This is a genomic window from Pseudomonas sp. LB3P14 (assembly GCF_054898045.1).
Genome location: NZ_CM142714.1, coordinates 3245944 through 3261040, shown reverse-complemented (window position 1 = coordinate 3261040; position 15097 = coordinate 3245944). Strand labels below are relative to the sequence as shown.

Sequence of the window (15097 nt, the reverse complement as noted above, 5' to 3'; positions counted from 1 at the left end):
AAGCCTCGCTCCTACAGGTCCGGTTTCCTTGCCCGCTTTTTCATCTCATTATTTAAAGGATTCGTCCCATGGCTGTTTTGCCAGAACTTGAAGCATTTTTAGAACTCGCCGAGTTCGGCCGGATGACCGGCAAAAGTCGCGCGATGCATGAACAGTCGCCACAACAGGCGCGGATCGATTTTGAAGCGTCCTCCGGGTTTCTCGATGTGCCGCTGGACAGCGTTTCCTGCGAGGACTTCACCATTGCCGCGCGGGACGGCCACAGCCTGTCGGCGCGGCTGTACCGTGACGGGCAATCGGTCGCAGGGTTGCAACCGGTGGTGTTGTATTTTCATGGCGGCGGCTACGTGGTCGGCAGCCTTGATTCCCATGATGCGCTGTGCCGGCGGATGGCCTCCCAGGGTGGTTTCGCGCTGTTGACGGTGGATTATCGCCTGGCACCGGAATGGCGTTTCCCGACGCCGGTGCAGGATGCCTGCGATGCGGGAAACTGGCTGGTCCGCGAAGGCGCAGCACATGGCCTGGACGCGACGCGGGTGGCCGTGGCCGGTGACAGCGTGGGTGCGACGCTGGCGACGGTGTTGTCGATCATGGCGGTGCGTGAACCTCAGGAACTGGCGTTGAAGCCGAAGGCGCAATTGCTGGTGTACCCGGTGACAGATGCCACGAAGAAACGGGCGTCGCATCGGGATTTCGCCGAGGGTTATTTGCTGGAGACGCCGACGCTGGACTGGTTCTACGGGCATTACGGGCGAACGCCGCAGGATCTGGCGGATTGGCGGTGCTCGCCGTTGCTGGCGGCGGATCTGTCGGGTGTGGCGCCGGCGTTGGTGTATTTGGCCGGGCATGATCCGTTGCATGACGAAGGGTTGGCGTATGCCGATGTGTTACGTGCTGCGGGGAATGAGGTGACGTTGTTGGAGCAGCCGGGCATGACCCATGACTTTTTGCGCATGGCGGGGTTGTTGGGGGAGGTTGAGGGGATTCATGCGGAAGTGGCGGGGTGGGTGCATTCGCGGTTGTGAGCTGAAGTCAGATCGTTCCCACGCGCAGCAAAGGAATGCCGCCAGGGACGCTCCGCGTCCGCTTCTGGATGTGACGCAGAGCGTCACGGGATGCATTCCCACGCAGAGCGTGGGAACGATCAACAGCGCTTGTTTAATTCCCCGCAACGTTACTTCATGAAAGCTACAGCGCCTTGCGTCGTTGCCTACAGTTACGCCAGAATCCGCCGGCTTGTGCGTCTTGGGGCCGGTCGGTAACTTGGTTCCCGTCACTGATTGTCAGTGATCGGGTTTAGTAGCCCGGCTAAGGTAATTGCGGTCGCATGAGCATCATCAGTCAGGTTTCCGCCTGCGCTTGATGGTAGCTGTGCGCATGGCGTCCTCGGACGCGCCGGTTTTTGCTTACCTTTCCGGTCTACTAACTTGCGCACAGCTGCCACCCTTTCGTGTAGTAGCGAGATGGTTGCGGCCCAACTACCAAAGGGAAGCATCTATGTTCAAACCGACACCAAACCCGCCGGACACCGATCCGGCATCCCCGTATGAAAGCCCCGATTCAAAAAAACTCCACGAAGCCGCCGACCGCGCCCTCGATTACCACCTCAACCCTGCCGCTTTCATCAACGCCACCCCACGCAAACTCAGCACCATGTTCATCGTCAACCCGGAGCTCGATACCGAAACCCTGCTGGCCCATGCGTGCGAGTCGCTGGCATCGGCCAATGTCATGGCCATGGATTTGGCGGACCATATGGATGGGCCCAGTCGAAATTCCCTGCTGGGGATTGCGCAAGTCATCATGCTGGGGGAGCTGGCGGTGAACCGGGCGCTGGATAGGCTTGATTCGGCTGAGTAGTGACTGCTGTCCAGAACAGGTTTTTTTGCTGTCTCGACCATCGCCTTCGCGGGCAAGCCTCGCTCCTACAAGGTTAGCGTCGAGCCACGAATAAATGACCGACACTAAACCTGTAGGAGCGAGCGGTGCGGCGATCCGACTTGCCCGCGAAGACGGCCTGCCAGTCAGCACAAATCCATCGCCTATAAAAAATGCCCGCATCTCACGATGCGGGCATTTTCATTTCAGCTCAGCCACTCAGAAATCATACTTCGCGGTGAGTTGCAGGTTACGTGGCTCGCCGTAGAACGTGGTATCGAAGTTGCCCAGGCCCGTCAGGTACGTCTTGTCGAAGACGTTTTTGGCATTGACGGTGAAGCTCAGGTGGTCGTCGTACTGATAACGGGTCATCAGGTCCACGAGGGTGTAGCCGCCTTGCTTGATCTGGGTGTAGTCGCCGACGGTAGGGCTGTAGATCTTGCCGTAGAAAGCGCTCTGCCAGCTGACGCCGCCGCCGACGGTGAACTTGTTCATGACGCCTGGTAGACGGTAGGTCGTGAACGTACGTACGACGTGTTCCGGCCGGGTGGTGGACAACGGGTATCCGAAGATACGTTGCTCGTCCTGGTCACGGGTACGGGCGTAGGTGTAGCCGGCGGACAGGTTCCAGCCTTCGGCCAGTTCACCCGCCAGTTCCAGTTCCACGCCTTTGGTGGTGGCGCCGTCGATGGCTTTGTAAATGCCTTCGTTGGTGACCGGGTTGGTGCCGATCGATTCGGCGACGTTGTCCTGCTCGATGCGGAAGAAGGCCAGGCTGGCGTTCAGTTTGCCTTCAAAGTAGGCCGCTTTCAGACCGGTTTCGTAGGCGTTGCCTTCCACCGGTTCCAGGGTCGATCCGTTGGCGTCCTTGTAGATTTGTGGCTGGTAGATGTTGGTGTAGCTGGCGTAGGCCGAGTACGTGTCGTTCAGGTCATAGACCACACCGGCGTAAGGCGTGACGACGCCATGTTCCTTGTAGCTGGCATGGGTGTCGCTCAGGGTGCCGCCCGGATAGTAGGAGTAATCTTCGTTGTACTTGAAGGTGCTCAGACGGCTGCCGAGGATGAACGACAGGTCGTCGGTCGGACGCAGGCGCGTGGCTAGGTAAATACCGTTTTGGCTCTGGGTGCGTTCGTATTTGCCGTTTTTCGGGAACTCCTGTTTCGGCAGATTACCTTCCCAGTCATAGATGCTGCCCGGCACCAGTTGGAAGGCGCTGGTGTCGTAAGTCGAGCCGGTCTGGCGCGAGTGCGATGCCATGACACCGGCAACCACTTCGTGTTCGCGACCGCCGAGGGTGAACGGGCCGGAGACGTTTACGTCAGCGGTGTTCTGCACGCGATGGCCTTCCCAGCGACCCCAGTAAAGGAACATGCCTTCACCGGTGGCGCGGTCCGGGTTGCCGCCGCTGGCTGAGGCCAGTTGGGTGTCGTGATCTGTGGTTTTTTGGTCCAGGCTGACTTTGAGTTTCCAGTCATTGGCCAACGCTTGTTCCAGCGATGCGAAGTAAGTGGTGCTCTCGAAATCACGACGGCTCCAGTCGGCGCCCGGGTTGAAGCTGCGAGAGAAGTCGGTACGGCCGCCATCGGCGAAGTAGGTCGGGTTACCCGTCCAGGATGTACCGCGCGGGGTCGCACTGGATTTGTCGATGCCGAAGGTCAGCAGGGTGTCGTCCGTGAGGTCGGCTTCGAGGACGCCATAAAACAGGTCTTTTTTCTGGCTGTAATGATCCAGGTAAGAGTTGGCGTCCTGATAAGTGCTCACGAAGCGACCGCGCACGTTGCCGGAATCGGTCAGCGAGCCGGAAATGTCGCCTTCTGCGCGGTATTTATCCCATGAGCCGGCGGTGGCGCTGACCGAGGCCTTGAATTCCTTGGTCGGCTTCTTGCGGATCAGGTTGACCGTGGCGGAAGGGTCGCCGGTGCCGGTCATCAGGCCGGTAGCGCCTTTGATGACCTCGATGTGGTCCAGGCTGGCAGTGTCGTCGCTGTTGTTCGGGTTTTCACCGTAAACACCGTCGTAGATGGTGTTGACGCCATCGTACTGAAAGTTGGTGATGGCCTGGCCACGGGCGGAAAACTCGGTACGGTCGCTGTCGTACTTCTGCGACGAAATGCCAGGGGTGTTGCGCAAGGCGTCGCCGACGCTTTGAACGCCGCGATCGTCCATCTGCTGACGCGTGACAACGGTCACCGATTGCGGCGTTTCACGAAGGGTCAACGGCAACTTGGTCGCGGTGGTGGTCGCGCCGGTGGTGTAGGAACCGGTGTCTTCAGTGGTCAGGCCCAGGGCCTGGCCGGAAATGGTGGTGGCGCCCAGTTGCAGGCTCGAACCGCCGCCGGACACCAGGGTGACGCTGTTGCCGTTGATCTGGAACGAGATGCCGGTGCCTTGCAGCATGGCCTTCAGGGCGTCGGACGGTTCCAGCGAACCGGACACTGCGCGGGACTTGATGCCTGCAACCTGGTCCGGGCTGTAGAGGATTTGCAGATTGGTCTGCATACCCAGCTCGGTCAGCGCGTTGGAAAGCGATTGACCTGCAATGTTCACTTTCACAGGTGCAGCATTGGCCATCGAGCTCCCCAGCAAGGTGGCGGTCAGCAGTACGCTAGTGAACAGGGTGCGATGCAAAGTCGGGCGCTGTACGGCCAGCGCGAGAGGTGTGCGGCGTGTTTGAGGTCGCATTACTTACCTGAGCTCCTGAAAAAGTGTTGTGCAGAGTTTTTGTTAATAGGAATGATTATTAGACGCAGCACGAACGTGAAACCGGAAAGAAACCGGAAAAATAAATGTCGAAAGGCGGTTGTAGGAGCCAGGCTTGCCGGCGAGGGCGTCCTCAAGATCGCTTTCGCCGGCAAGCCTGGCTCCTACGGGGACCGGGTTGTCAGGCAGGGGCCAGCTCGGTGACGACCCGTCCGCTTTCCATGCGCACCAGTTGGTCCGCCACGTCGAAATAACGGTCATCGTGGGAGATCACGATGATGGTCTTGCCCAGACGTTTGAGGTCCGGCAGCAGCTCGGTGTAGAAAATCCGCCGGAATGTCGGGTCCTGGTCGGCCGCCCATTCATCGAACACCAGCACCGGACGTTCCTCCAGCCAGGCATTGACCAGGGCCAGGCGTTTGCGCTGGCCGGTGGAGAGGTCGGTGGTGGTGAAGTTGCCGTCCTTGACGCTGACCTTGTGCGCGATCTCCAGCCGTTGCAGGTATTGGTTGGCATCTTCGGGGATGTGCTGGTCGCCCTGGACCACATCATCGAACAGGTAATAGTCGGCAAAGATGGTGGTGAACAACTGGCGATAGTCATCGCGGTTCTGCGCGTCGATCGCCTCGCCGTTGACGCGGATTTCGCCCTGTTGTGGGGTGTACAGGCCCAGCAGCAGCTTGATCAGCGTGGTCTTGCCGCACCCGTTCTCGCCGACAATAAAGGTGATGTCGCCTTGCTTGATCGTCAGGTTCACCGGCCCCAACTGGAACGGTGCAGCCCCTTCGGCGGCCGGAAAGCTGAAACGCACATCGGCCAGTTTCAGTTCGTGTACCGCTTGCTTGACGTTGCCTTTATCGCTGAGCAGCAGATGAGGTTCCGGGGTGGAAAACTGCTCCGAGAGTTCGGCAATGCGGCGGAAGGCAATCTGCGCGCGGCTGACGATCGGCAGGGTGCTGATCAAATGCTCCAGCGGGCCTTTCATATAAAGCAGCACCAGCACAAAGCCGCTCATCACGGTTTTGTCGGCACTCGGCCAAAAGGATTGCAGGGCCAAGGCCAGGCCGATCACCACAAAGAACAGCATCGAGCCAAACGTCTTGGCGATCACGAACGTATTGATCGAACGCACCTGGGTGTTGCAGATAAACTCGGCCGTAGCCTTGATGCCCGAGACGAACATGCGCTGGCGCCGTGGACGATGAATGCGCAGTTCCTTGGCACCTTCGGCAATCGCGTTGTAGTGCTTTTGCAGTTCATCTTCGGCCTCACGGGCGGCCATGAAACCCTGCACGCCTTTGCTCTGGGCGTAGGCCTGGATCGCGGTTCCGATCAGGATGGCGGCGACCATGATCAGGAACATCGGCCACGACAGAATCGCCAGGTAACCCATGCAACCCAGGGTCACGGTGACGGAAATGGCCAACGGCGCGAAGGCGAAAGCGAAGTCGCTGATGGTGTCGACGTCGTGGGTCAGCACCGGAATCAACCGGTGGCTGCGATAGCGCTCGATTTGTTCGATCGGTGCCGACAGGACTTTTTCGCCCAACTGTTTACGCAGCTTGGCGATGATGTGCTGGCCGACATAGTTGGTGCCGATGTCCGAGCAGATCGAACTGGCCAGGGCCAGCAGGCACAGGCCGGCGAACAGGGTGACGACGCCTTGGGTCAGGCCAGTGTCTGAATGCAGGGCGTTGTTGATGGTCGCCAGCAATACCGTGACGCTCAGGCCGCCGACCATGCCCAGGAAAATGGACGCGGCAACGATGAGCCGAAAGGGTTTCAACAGGGCGAACAATTCGCCGATGGCGCCACGGGTAGGCTGGGTCATGGAAGACAGTTCCTTGGGTCGTGAAGGCAGATACCCAGTAGAACGTCTGGTGGGAGGCTTAATTTAGAGGGTCACCGACTGGTGGTGAGTCCGACTCAGAACACTGACTACACACATTGATCGTTCCCACGCAGAGCGCTCATCGTTCTACATAACTCTGTTTTCAAGTATTTTTGAAACTCGAAGAAATGGAGAACGAAGATTGAATTGGGCACAGGACGAAATGAAAACCGCCGACTTGGGTGATGGCCGTTTAAATGCCAGGCTCGCCAGCTTTTTAGGACGCCTAGCCGATCATCCCGGCAACAGCATCCCGACCGCTTGTCGAGGGCTGGCAGAAACCACGGCGGCCTATCGATTTCTTGATAATGAGAAAGTCACGTTCCAGAAGGTGTTGCGGCCCCATCAGGACGCGACCCTGCAACGGATGCAAAGCAGTCCCGTGGTGCTGTTGGCGCAAGACACGACCGAGATGGACAAATGGGTCAATCTCGGTCCCAAAGGAATGGGCACGATCAAGGCGCAGAAGAAGTTTTCTCGACGTCTGCACCCAACCATTGCCTTTACCCCCGAACGTATTTGTCTGGGCGTCGTCGATGCTCAGTGGTGGAGCCGCGATAAACCGAGCCCCCGCCATGAGCGCCGAGATAAAGGGATTGATGAGAAAGAGAGTCAGCGCTGGATTGACAGTTATCAAACCAGTTGCGCGATTCAGGGGCAGCTACCGCAGACCCTGGTGGTCAACCTCGCCGATGCTGAGGGCGATCTGTACGAATGGTTTGTTGATCATCAAGAGTTCAGTCCAGACACCCGGGCCCAATGGATCGTGCGGGCGGCTCAAGACAGGCGCTTGCTGGGGGCTGACAACGGGAAGTTGTGGTCGGCACTGGATCAGGCACCGTCCTTGGGAACACTCAAGGTTGAAGTCAAAGCTCGTCCCCAGCGCCCCGCCCGACTGGCTGATGTCACCTTGCGCGCGGCAACCGTGACCCTGCGTGCCCCCGACAGGTCGGGTTACAAATTGCCCAGTGTCTCGATCAATGCTGTGTTGGCCCGTGAAGAAAACGCCATAGACGGTGTTGAACCTCTGGAGTGGCTGCTGCTGACCAGTCTGCCGGTCACTAGCCTGGAGCAGGCGAGCACCGTGGTTGAGTGGTACGGGGTACGCTGGTCTATCGAAGTGTTTTTCAATGTGCTGAAGAATGGTTGTCAGGTCAGTCGATTGCAGCTGGAGACCGAGGAACGGTTGTTGCCCTGCATTGGTTTGTACCTGATCACGACCTGGCGTGTGCTGTACAGCCTGATGCTGGGACGTGCTTGTCCCGATCTAAGCTGCGAGATGGTGTTTGAGGCTTCGGAGTGGAAAGCAGCCTATATCGTGGTCAAACGGTGCCAACCGCCCACTGCGCCCCCTTCTTTAGGAGAAATGGTTTTACTGGTCACGAGCCTGGGAGGCTACTTGGGGCGTAAAAATGACGGACCTCCCGGCCCCAAGGCCATGTGGATAGGGATGCAACGAATACGTGAGTTTGTTATCGCATTAGACGCCCAGCGTGCGCTCATCGAGAGTTGTGTAGAACGATGAGCGCTCTGCGTGGGAATGCCTCAATGGACGCTCTGCGTCCGCTCTTGGGACGCGGAGCGTCCCGGGCTGCATTCCCACGCAGAGCGTGGGAACGATCAACGGCAGAAAGCTTACAACTCACGCACGATGCGGAAACCCATCCAGTCGCCGCGCTCTTGCGGGTACTGGCTGTTGCGGTTGCCGGAGCGGGAGAACACTGGCGCTTCACCCCAGTCATTGCCGCGAATCCGCACCGCTTCGCAAGTGGCTTCGACCCAGGCGCTGCCATCGGTGGGGGCACCGACGTAATCAGGGTGTTCGCAGTCTTCGACCCATTCGTAGACGTTGCCGTGCATGTCGTACAGGCCGAAGGCGTTCGGCGGGTAGCTGCCCACTGGCGAGCTGTAGCTGTAACCGTCCGCCGGGCCATAGGTGTTGGCGTGCTTGGCGATGCTGTATTCCTTGCCTTCATCGAACGGGAAGGGGAACGGCCCTTTGCTGCCGCCACGCGCGGCATATTCGCGTTGGGCCTCGCTGACCATGTGGTACTTCTGGCCGGTCTTCTTCGACAGCCAGGCGACGTAGTTCTTCACGTCATCGAAGTTCATGCACACCGCCGGCTGACGCGGGCTCTGCGGATAACGTGGCTTGCTGGCGACGCACTCGCGACCCGGCCGGGTGTCGCCATTGGCGATGGTCACGCCACTTTCGCGTACGTAGCTGTCCCATTCGCCGGCGGTGACCTGGAAGCGGCTCATGGCGAACGGTTTGGCAAAGGTCACCTTGTGCATCGGACTTTCATCAGGTTCGCGCCCGACTTCGTCATCGGGGGTGCCCATGGTGAAGGTGCCAGCCGGCAGCACGACCATTTCCGGGCAGTCCCGGCAGTCCTTGAACACTTTGCCCGGTTGCGCGGGTGCGGCCGCCTGAGCGGCAGTCGGCAGCAGTCCTGCGAGGAGGGCAGTCAGCGCCAGGGTCAACAGATCACGGTTCATGAGTCATCTCGATTAAAGGAAATCACACGCTCTTGCTCAACACAGCCATGAAACGGTCGATATCGTTTTCAGTGTTGAGCAGGCCGGGGGCGATGCGGATCACCGGGCCGACGTCGCGGTCCACCGAGTCGCAGACCACGCGGTTTTTCATCAGTTGGACAGCGACTTTTTCGCAGTCCCGATCCTTGATCCGGAAGAAGGTAAAACCGGCTGAAAGGTCTGGTTTTTTTGGCGTTACCAATTCGATCTGCGGGTGCTCCAGCAAACGGTTTTTTGCGTAGGTATTGAGCGCATGGATGCGCGCTTGCACCTCGGCCTTGCCCAAATCCAGGTGCAGCTTGAAGGCTTCATTCAGGGCCCAGCGGTGCTCAAAGCTGTGATAGCCGCCGGGGGTCATGATGGTCGAGAAGGTGGTGGCTTCGGAGAACGTCGGGATGGTTGGCGTCACGTCCTTGAGCTCGGCCGAACGCGCGCAGATGATCCCGGTACCGCGAGGGCCGAACATCCATTTGTGCGTACCGGCAATGAAGAAATCGCAGTGCATGTCAGGGAAGTCGAGGTCCTCGACGCCGAAGCCATGGACGCCGTCGACCACATACAGGATGCGGTCCTTTTCCTCGCGGTTGCGGTTCTGTTCGTCCACCAGTTTGCCGATCTCGCCGATCGGCAGTTTCACACCGCTGCCCGATTGCACCCACGTCATGCCGAGCACTCGGGTTTCGGGGCGAATGCCTTTGGCAATCGAGCCCAGTACTTCATCCACGGAAAGGGTGTAACTGTTCTCGAACAGCTTGAGCTTGCGAACCTTGACGCCGTCCTTTTGCTGGCGATACCCCAGCGCGTAGTTGGTCGCGTAGTGTTCGTGTTCGCTGGTGAGGATTTCCTGATCCGGGCGCACATGAATGCCGCCGTAAATCAGCGACAGGCCTTCGGTGGTGCTGCCAGTGAGGGCGATCTGCTCAGGCTTGGCCTTGAGATAACGACCGGCCCAGACGCGCACTGCTTGCTCGCGCTTTTCGGTTTCCCCCAGGTCCCAGTCCATGGCCCGACCGGGATTACGGTCGAGGTTGGCACGGTGCATGTCGATGGCTTCACGCACCGGTCTTGGGTGTGAGGTCACCAGAAAATTGGCGAAGTGCAGGTAATCCGGGTCCTGATTGAACAGCTGGCGTAGTTGCGCCCATTTATCCTTCGGCAGCGGCGCCGGATTGGCTGCCAACGCCGGCAGGTTCACGGCAGCACCCAGGGGCAGGCCGGCCACGAGAATACCGGCCTGCTTGAGGAATGAACGACGGTTGGTCATGAGCTCGGTTCGCTTTTGCAAAAGAGGGGATCAGTTTTTCGCCACAGGCTTGGAAGACTTCTGCACCTGGTCCCAGACCCGCAGGAAATTGCCACCCCAGAGCTTGGCGATATCGGCTTCGCTGTAGCCGCGGCTGATCAGCTCGGCGGTCACGTTGCGGGCCTCGCTGACGTCCTTCCAGCCATCCAGACCGCCGCCGTCGTTGAAATCGGAACTGATGCCGACGTGGTCGATGCCGATTTTCTTCACGGCATAGTCGATCGCGTCGCCGTAGTCCTTGAGGTTTGCCTTGGGCTCCTCGTCGACGATGGCGTAGAGCTGACTGGCGTACTCGCCGAAGCGCTGTTCGGACCAGACGGTGATCACCGGGTCCCCTGGCATCAACGCCATCTCCAGGCCTTGCAACGGTTGCAGGTCGAAGCGTGCGCGCAGGGTGTTGAGTTTGTCCTGGGTGGCCTGGCTCAGTGGGCGAATGTAGGTCGGGAAACCGACAATCTGCACCACGCCGCCGCTGTTCTTGATCAGCTGCATTTCCTGGTCGCTGAGGTTGCGCGGGATGTCCACCAGCCCGCGTGGCGCCGAGTGGGACGCGACCATCGGTGCACGGCTCAGCTGGGCAACTTGCTCCAGCGCCTTGGTGGACATCTGCGAAACATCGATGATCACGCCGAGGTCGTTGAGGCGGTGCACGGCTTGCTTGCCGATCTCCGAGAGGCCGCCGAGGGCGTCCCGCGAGTCATTGAAAAACGGCAACGGTCGGGATGAGTCGGCCCAGGCGTTGTTGCCCACGTAACTGAAGCCGAACATGCGCATGCCCCGGGCCGCCCATTTGTCCAGGGCGTTCAGGTCGTTACCCAGCGGATAGGCGTTGAGCATGCTCATGAAAATCGCGAACTTGCCTTCGCCGTGCAGGCGGCGGAAATCGTCGGGTGTGTAGGCGATGGCGACCTGATTGGGGAAGTCACGAACCAGGGTACTGATGATTTTGTAGCGGGTTTCCTGCTCGAACCGAGCTTCGTCGACGAAACCGGCGGTGGGGCGGTGCGGGGCGCTGGCGCCGTTCCAGATTTCCGGCCAGCCGAAGATCGTCAGCGCCGCGCCGGACAAACGTCCGCGCCCGGTCTTGACCAGGTCAAACTGCCCGGTGCCATCCTTGTCCGCTTCATTGCCGGCGGTGCCGAAGTCCAGCGGGACGGTGACGTGGCTGTCGAAGGAAAGGATTCGCTCGTGCAACTCATCGGCCTGTTTCATCACCTTGACCGGGTAACCGGGATTGTCCTTGAACCAGTAATCCCAAGCCGCAAAGCCTGCACCGGCGCTGATCGCCAGGGCCAGCGGCAGGCCGATGTAAAGCGCCTTTTTCGAACGTGGTTTTGTCATTGCCGTCTCAGTCAGGTTCGCCGTTGGGGTGCAGGCGCAGGGGCCATTGCTATCTGGGAAGAACGAGTGGTTGACCAAGGAATTTAGTGTTTGTAGTGATCGTTCCCACGCTCTGCGTGGGAATGCAGCCCGGGACGCTCCGCGTCCCTTCCAAAGCCGAACGCGGAGCGTCCGTTGTGGCATTCCCACGCAGAGCGTGGGAACGATCTTTCGGGGGGCACCATAAATTTGTAGAGGCAACAAACGTTCTAGCTTGGATAAAGCCTGCTTCATGGCTGACACAGGTAGGGCAATGACGATTTCTCGACGATGGTTCATGGCAGGCCTGGCGCTGACCGGCGCCGCCGTGCCTGCGGCTTTTTATGGGCATCGTGAATGGACGAAACCGGATCCGACGATCACCCCCGGCGAAGCGTCATTCGATGTCGCGGATGTCGCTGGCCAGCACCTGGCGAACACCTTGCGGGGTGTCTGGCAGATTCGTTTCGAAGGTCGTGACGCCGGCATCGAAGGCCTGCCACGGGACGGGCTGGAGGTGTTTCTCGACATCGGTCACAAAGGTCGCGGCTTGAACGGGTTCCTCGACACCGCCGAGCGCTTGCGTTCGAGCGAAGCGCCCCGTTATCGGGTACTCGGCGATCTGGCCGGCGCCAATCCGGCGCAATTGAGCTGGCGACTGCTCAGCGCCAGCGGCACAGCGGACTATGAATTCAGCATGGCGCTGGACGAAGTCTGGGCCGGTTTCGGCAACGCCGGCAGCGGCACCCTCAGTGGTCGGGTGTTGAATCTGGACCGTCCGTTGATGTTGACGGCGCAGGACAATCGCTTCATTGCCGTCAAGCGCGTGTTCCCCGAAGCCCGCGAGCGAACCGCTCTCAATCCGGCGCTGCTAACCTGGCTGATCTCGCCCGAGCATCGACTGTTTCACCAACTCTGGCATGCCTCCCGGGACAAATGGCACACACTTTCCGAAGACAAGCGCGGCGCCCTGCGCGGCATTGGCTGGCAGCCTGGCCCGCGAGACAAGGAGCGTGATGCCCGTGGCACGCGCAAGGATCGTAACGGCTCGGGTGTGGATTTTTTCTTCATGCACCGACACATGCTCGGCAAGGCGCGCTCCCTGCAGGACTTGCCGTCCTGGTCGCACTTCCCATTGCCACAGCCGGAACTGGCCCGTGATCGTGTCGGGTTCGCGCGGTATTTCGACAACCACGACGGCACCGCATTGCCGCCGACATGGCTGGCCGACGACGATGCCGAGTACTCGCAATGGGTCAGTGACATCAAGACCGCCGAGACCTACCACAGCAATTTCCAGGTCTGGGAGTCGCAGTACCGCGATCCGCGTTATCTGTCGACATTGACCCTGGGTCAGTTCGGTTCAGAGGTGGAATTGGGGCTGCACGACTGGCTGCACATGCGTTGGGCCTCAGTGCCGCGTGATCCATCCAACGGCCAGCCAGTGCCGTTTGCCCGGGATCCGGCGGACTTCTCCGTGCGCTGGTATGCGCCGGAAAACGACTTCCTCGGCGATCCGTTTTCCTCTCACGTAAACCCGGTGTTCTGGCACTTCCATGGCTGGATCGACGATCGTCTGGAAGACTGGTTCCGCGCGCATGAGCGCTTTCATCCGGGGGAGGTCAGTCGCCTTGAGGTGAATGGCGTGCCCTGGTTTGCGCCCGGCCGTTGGGTCGAGATCGACGACCCGTGGCTCGGCCCGAGCACGCATGGTTGCAGCACCACGCCGGGGTTGCAGACGGGCAAGTCGGTTGAGATGGACCCGGAAAGCATGAAGCTGGCGTTGCGGATTACCTTTGGTGATGATGAGAAGAAATTGGCGGATTTGTTCCGCAAAGTGCCGCAGCGGCCTTGGTATGCGCGGCATTTGAAGGCCAGGCCGGTCGTCGTCACATGATCGTTCCCACGCTCTGCGTGGGAATGCAGCCCGGGACGCTCTGCGTCCCCATCAAGAGCCGAACGCGGAGCGTCCGTTGAGGCATTCCCACGCAGAGCGTGGGAACGATCACCCCCGTGGCGACGCAAATTACAGAGTCTGCCACCCCCCACCCAGCGCCTTGTACAACGCAATACTCGCCTGCAACCGTGACAACCGCAGCTGCACATTCAAATCCTGCGCCGCATACAGCGTGCGCTGTGTCTCCAGCACCGTCAGCAAATCCTCGGCACCGGCCTGATAACGGCTTTGCGCAATGTTGAATGCCGTCTGCGCCTGGTTCAGTTCTTCAGCTTGCCACTGCCGCTGCTCGTCCAGACCGCGAATGCTGTTCAACGCTTTTTCCACATCGGCGAAGCCATTGATGATCGCCCCGCGATACGCCTCCAGCAGTTCTTCCTGGCGGGCCGTGGCCTTGTCGCGTGCAGCGCTCAGTCGACCATTGTTGAAGACCGGTGCGAGCAGTCCGGCGGTGAGGTTGTAGAAGGGGTTGCGCAGGACGTCGGCGGCGCGGTCGGCACCGGAGCCGATTTCTGCGCTGAGGGTCACAGCCGGCAACATGGCGGCGCGGGCGACGGTGACGTCGGCTTGTGCGGCGGCCAATTGCGCTTCGGCGCGGGCGATGTCCGGGCGGCGGCTGATCAGTTCACTGGGCACACCGGCAGCGATGGTTGGCCATGACAGTTGATCAAAGCGCTCCTCACCCAAGCTCAATTCCTGAACGGGCCGGCCGAGCAGGGCGGCGAGGCTGATCTTCGCGTCCTGAGCCTGTTGCTGCACCAGCGGCAATTGTCGTTGTTGCGCGGCGACCAGACTCTTCTGTTGCGCCAGTTCCAACGCCGTCGCCGAGCCCGAGTCAAAACGGGTCTGCACCCGTTGCAAGACGTTCTGCGCGTTCGCCAGGTTCAGCTCGGCGATGCGACTTTGCTCACGTAACGACAAGCTTTGCGCGTAGCTGTTGGCGACGCCGCTGAGCAGCGTCAACTCCACCGTCGCCTGATCGAACTCGCTCGCCTGCAGCCCGAATTGCGCACTGGCGCGGGAAGCGCGCTGCCCGCCCCAGAAGTCGATTTCGTAACTGGCGCTGAGGCTGGCGTTGAAGTAATCGACTGCCTTGTTGTCGCTGTCGGCATCGAGCTGGCTGTAGCCGTTGCCGCGCAGGAGTTTTTGCCGATTGGCGTTCAGACCGGCCTTGACCTCGGGTAACAGCGAGCCACCGGCAACTACCGTTTCAGCCTGCGCTTGCCGCACCCGGGCGATGGCAGCGGCCAGATCGTAGCTGCCGAGCCGCGCCTGTTCGATCAGGCGATCAAGCTCTGGGCTACCGAACTGCGTCCACCATTGCAGGTTACTGCGGGTGGCGCTTTCCGTGTGCGGCGATTGCCAGGAGGCGGGCGGCTGGAGGCCGCTGTCCGGGCGCTGGGCGGGACTGCCACAGGCGCCGAGCAACAGGCAGAGGGTCAGCAAACTCAGTTGCGGCTTCATGGAG

General features: G+C 60.2%; 10 protein-coding genes. 4 read left to right on the top strand and 6 right to left on the bottom strand.

Translation table 11 applies throughout. From position 1 onward, the window contains the following. Positions 1–68 precede the first annotated feature (68 nt). Positions 69–1025, top strand: a complete 957-nt coding sequence (locus tag ACYZT5_RS15215) for an alpha/beta hydrolase (RefSeq protein WP_462051817.1) — start codon at positions 69–71, stop codon at positions 1023–1025. Between the two features lie 472 nt (positions 1026–1497). Further along, the gene (locus tag ACYZT5_RS15210) at positions 1498–1860 is read left to right on the top strand and encodes a DUF6124 family protein (protein ID WP_462051816.1); all 363 of its coding nucleotides are present in this window, start codon (positions 1498–1500) and stop codon (positions 1858–1860) included. A gap of 237 nt (positions 1861–2097) precedes the next feature. On the opposite strand, the gene ACYZT5_RS15205 is transcribed toward ACYZT5_RS15210, so the two are convergent. Together ACYZT5_RS15205 and ACYZT5_RS15200 are read right to left on the bottom strand one after the other, a co-directional pair. Beyond that, positions 2098–4563 (bottom strand): TonB-dependent siderophore receptor, encoded by a 2466-nt coding sequence (locus ACYZT5_RS15205; RefSeq protein WP_462051815.1) that lies wholly within the window; start codon positions 4561–4563, stop codon positions 2098–2100. Between the two features lie 199 nt (positions 4564–4762). Continuing rightward, positions 4763–6412, bottom strand: coding sequence for a cyclic peptide export ABC transporter (locus tag ACYZT5_RS15200; protein ID WP_462051814.1), 1650 nt, complete (start codon positions 6410–6412; stop codon positions 4763–4765). A 223-nt stretch (positions 6413–6635) separates the two neighbouring features. On the opposite strand from ACYZT5_RS15200, the gene ACYZT5_RS15195 reads away from it, so the two are divergent. Further along, entirely contained in the window at positions 6636–7997 is a 1362-nt protein-coding gene (locus ACYZT5_RS15195; protein ID WP_462047587.1) for an IS4 family transposase, read from the top strand. A gap of 110 nt (positions 7998–8107) precedes the next feature. Here the strand turns inward: ACYZT5_RS15195 and pvdO are convergent, their stop codons facing one another. Genes pvdO through pvdM form a run of 3 tightly spaced genes read right to left on the bottom strand, consistent with a single transcriptional unit; the run spans position 8108 to position 11654 of the window. Next, the gene (gene pvdO / locus ACYZT5_RS15190) at positions 8108–8971 is read right to left on the bottom strand and encodes a dihydropyoverdine dehydrogenase (protein WP_462051813.1); all 864 of its coding nucleotides are present in this window, start codon (positions 8969–8971) and stop codon (positions 8108–8110) included. A gap of 22 nt (positions 8972–8993) precedes the next feature. Continuing rightward, the gene (gene pvdN / locus ACYZT5_RS15185; RefSeq protein ID WP_462051812.1) at positions 8994–10274 is read right to left on the bottom strand and encodes a pyoverdine-tailoring periplasmic protein PvdN; all 1281 of its coding nucleotides are present in this window, start codon (positions 10272–10274) and stop codon (positions 8994–8996) included. Positions 10275–10304: 30 nt separating this feature from the next. Continuing rightward, complete coding sequence (gene pvdM, locus ACYZT5_RS15180) at positions 10305–11654, bottom strand: pyoverdine-tailoring dipeptidase-like protein PvdM (RefSeq protein WP_462051811.1); 1350 nt, start codon at positions 11652–11654, stop codon at positions 10305–10307. A gap of 292 nt (positions 11655–11946) precedes the next feature. On the opposite strand from pvdM, the gene pvdP reads away from it, so the two are divergent. After that, positions 11947–13569 carry a pyoverdine maturation tyrosinase PvdP gene (gene pvdP, locus ACYZT5_RS15175; RefSeq protein WP_462051810.1) on the top strand — a complete coding sequence of 541 codons (1623 nt, stop codon included), beginning with the start codon at positions 11947–11949 and terminating at the stop codon, positions 13567–13569. A gap of 129 nt (positions 13570–13698) precedes the next feature. Here pvdP and ACYZT5_RS15170 read toward each other — a convergent pair whose 3' ends face one another. Continuing rightward, entirely contained in the window at positions 13699–15093 is a 1395-nt protein-coding gene (locus ACYZT5_RS15170) for an efflux transporter outer membrane subunit (protein ID WP_462051809.1), read from the bottom strand. Between the last annotated feature and the right edge of the window lie 4 nt (positions 15094–15097).

Bases quoted from the DNA above. Each gene is read 5' to 3' on its own strand.
- pvdP (WP_462051810.1), top strand. From the start codon at position 11,947: ATGACGATTTCTCGACGATGGTTCATGGCAGGCCTGGCGCTGACCGGC.
- pvdN (WP_462051812.1), bottom strand. From the start codon at position 10,274: ATGACCAACCGTCGTTCATTCCTCAAGCAGGCCGGTATTCTCGTGGCC.
- ACYZT5_RS15195 (WP_462047587.1), top strand. From the start codon at position 6,636: ATGAAAACCGCCGACTTGGGTGATGGCCGTTTAAATGCCAGGCTCGCC.
- pvdM (WP_462051811.1), bottom strand. From the start codon at position 11,654: ATGACAAAACCACGTTCGAAAAAGGCGCTTTACATCGGCCTGCCGCTG.
- ACYZT5_RS15210 (WP_462051816.1), top strand. From the start codon at position 1,498: ATGTTCAAACCGACACCAAACCCGCCGGACACCGATCCGGCATCCCCG.
- pvdO (WP_462051813.1), bottom strand. From the start codon at position 8,971: ATGAACCGTGATCTGTTGACCCTGGCGCTGACTGCCCTCCTCGCAGGA.
- ACYZT5_RS15215 (WP_462051817.1), top strand. From the start codon at position 69: ATGGCTGTTTTGCCAGAACTTGAAGCATTTTTAGAACTCGCCGAGTTC.
- ACYZT5_RS15200 (WP_462051814.1), bottom strand. From the start codon at position 6,412: ATGACCCAGCCTACCCGTGGCGCCATCGGCGAATTGTTCGCCCTGTTG.
- ACYZT5_RS15205 (WP_462051815.1), bottom strand. From the start codon at position 4,563: ATGCGACCTCAAACACGCCGCACACCTCTCGCGCTGGCCGTACAGCGC.
- ACYZT5_RS15170 (WP_462051809.1), bottom strand. From the start codon at position 15,093: ATGAAGCCGCAACTGAGTTTGCTGACCCTCTGCCTGTTGCTCGGCGCC.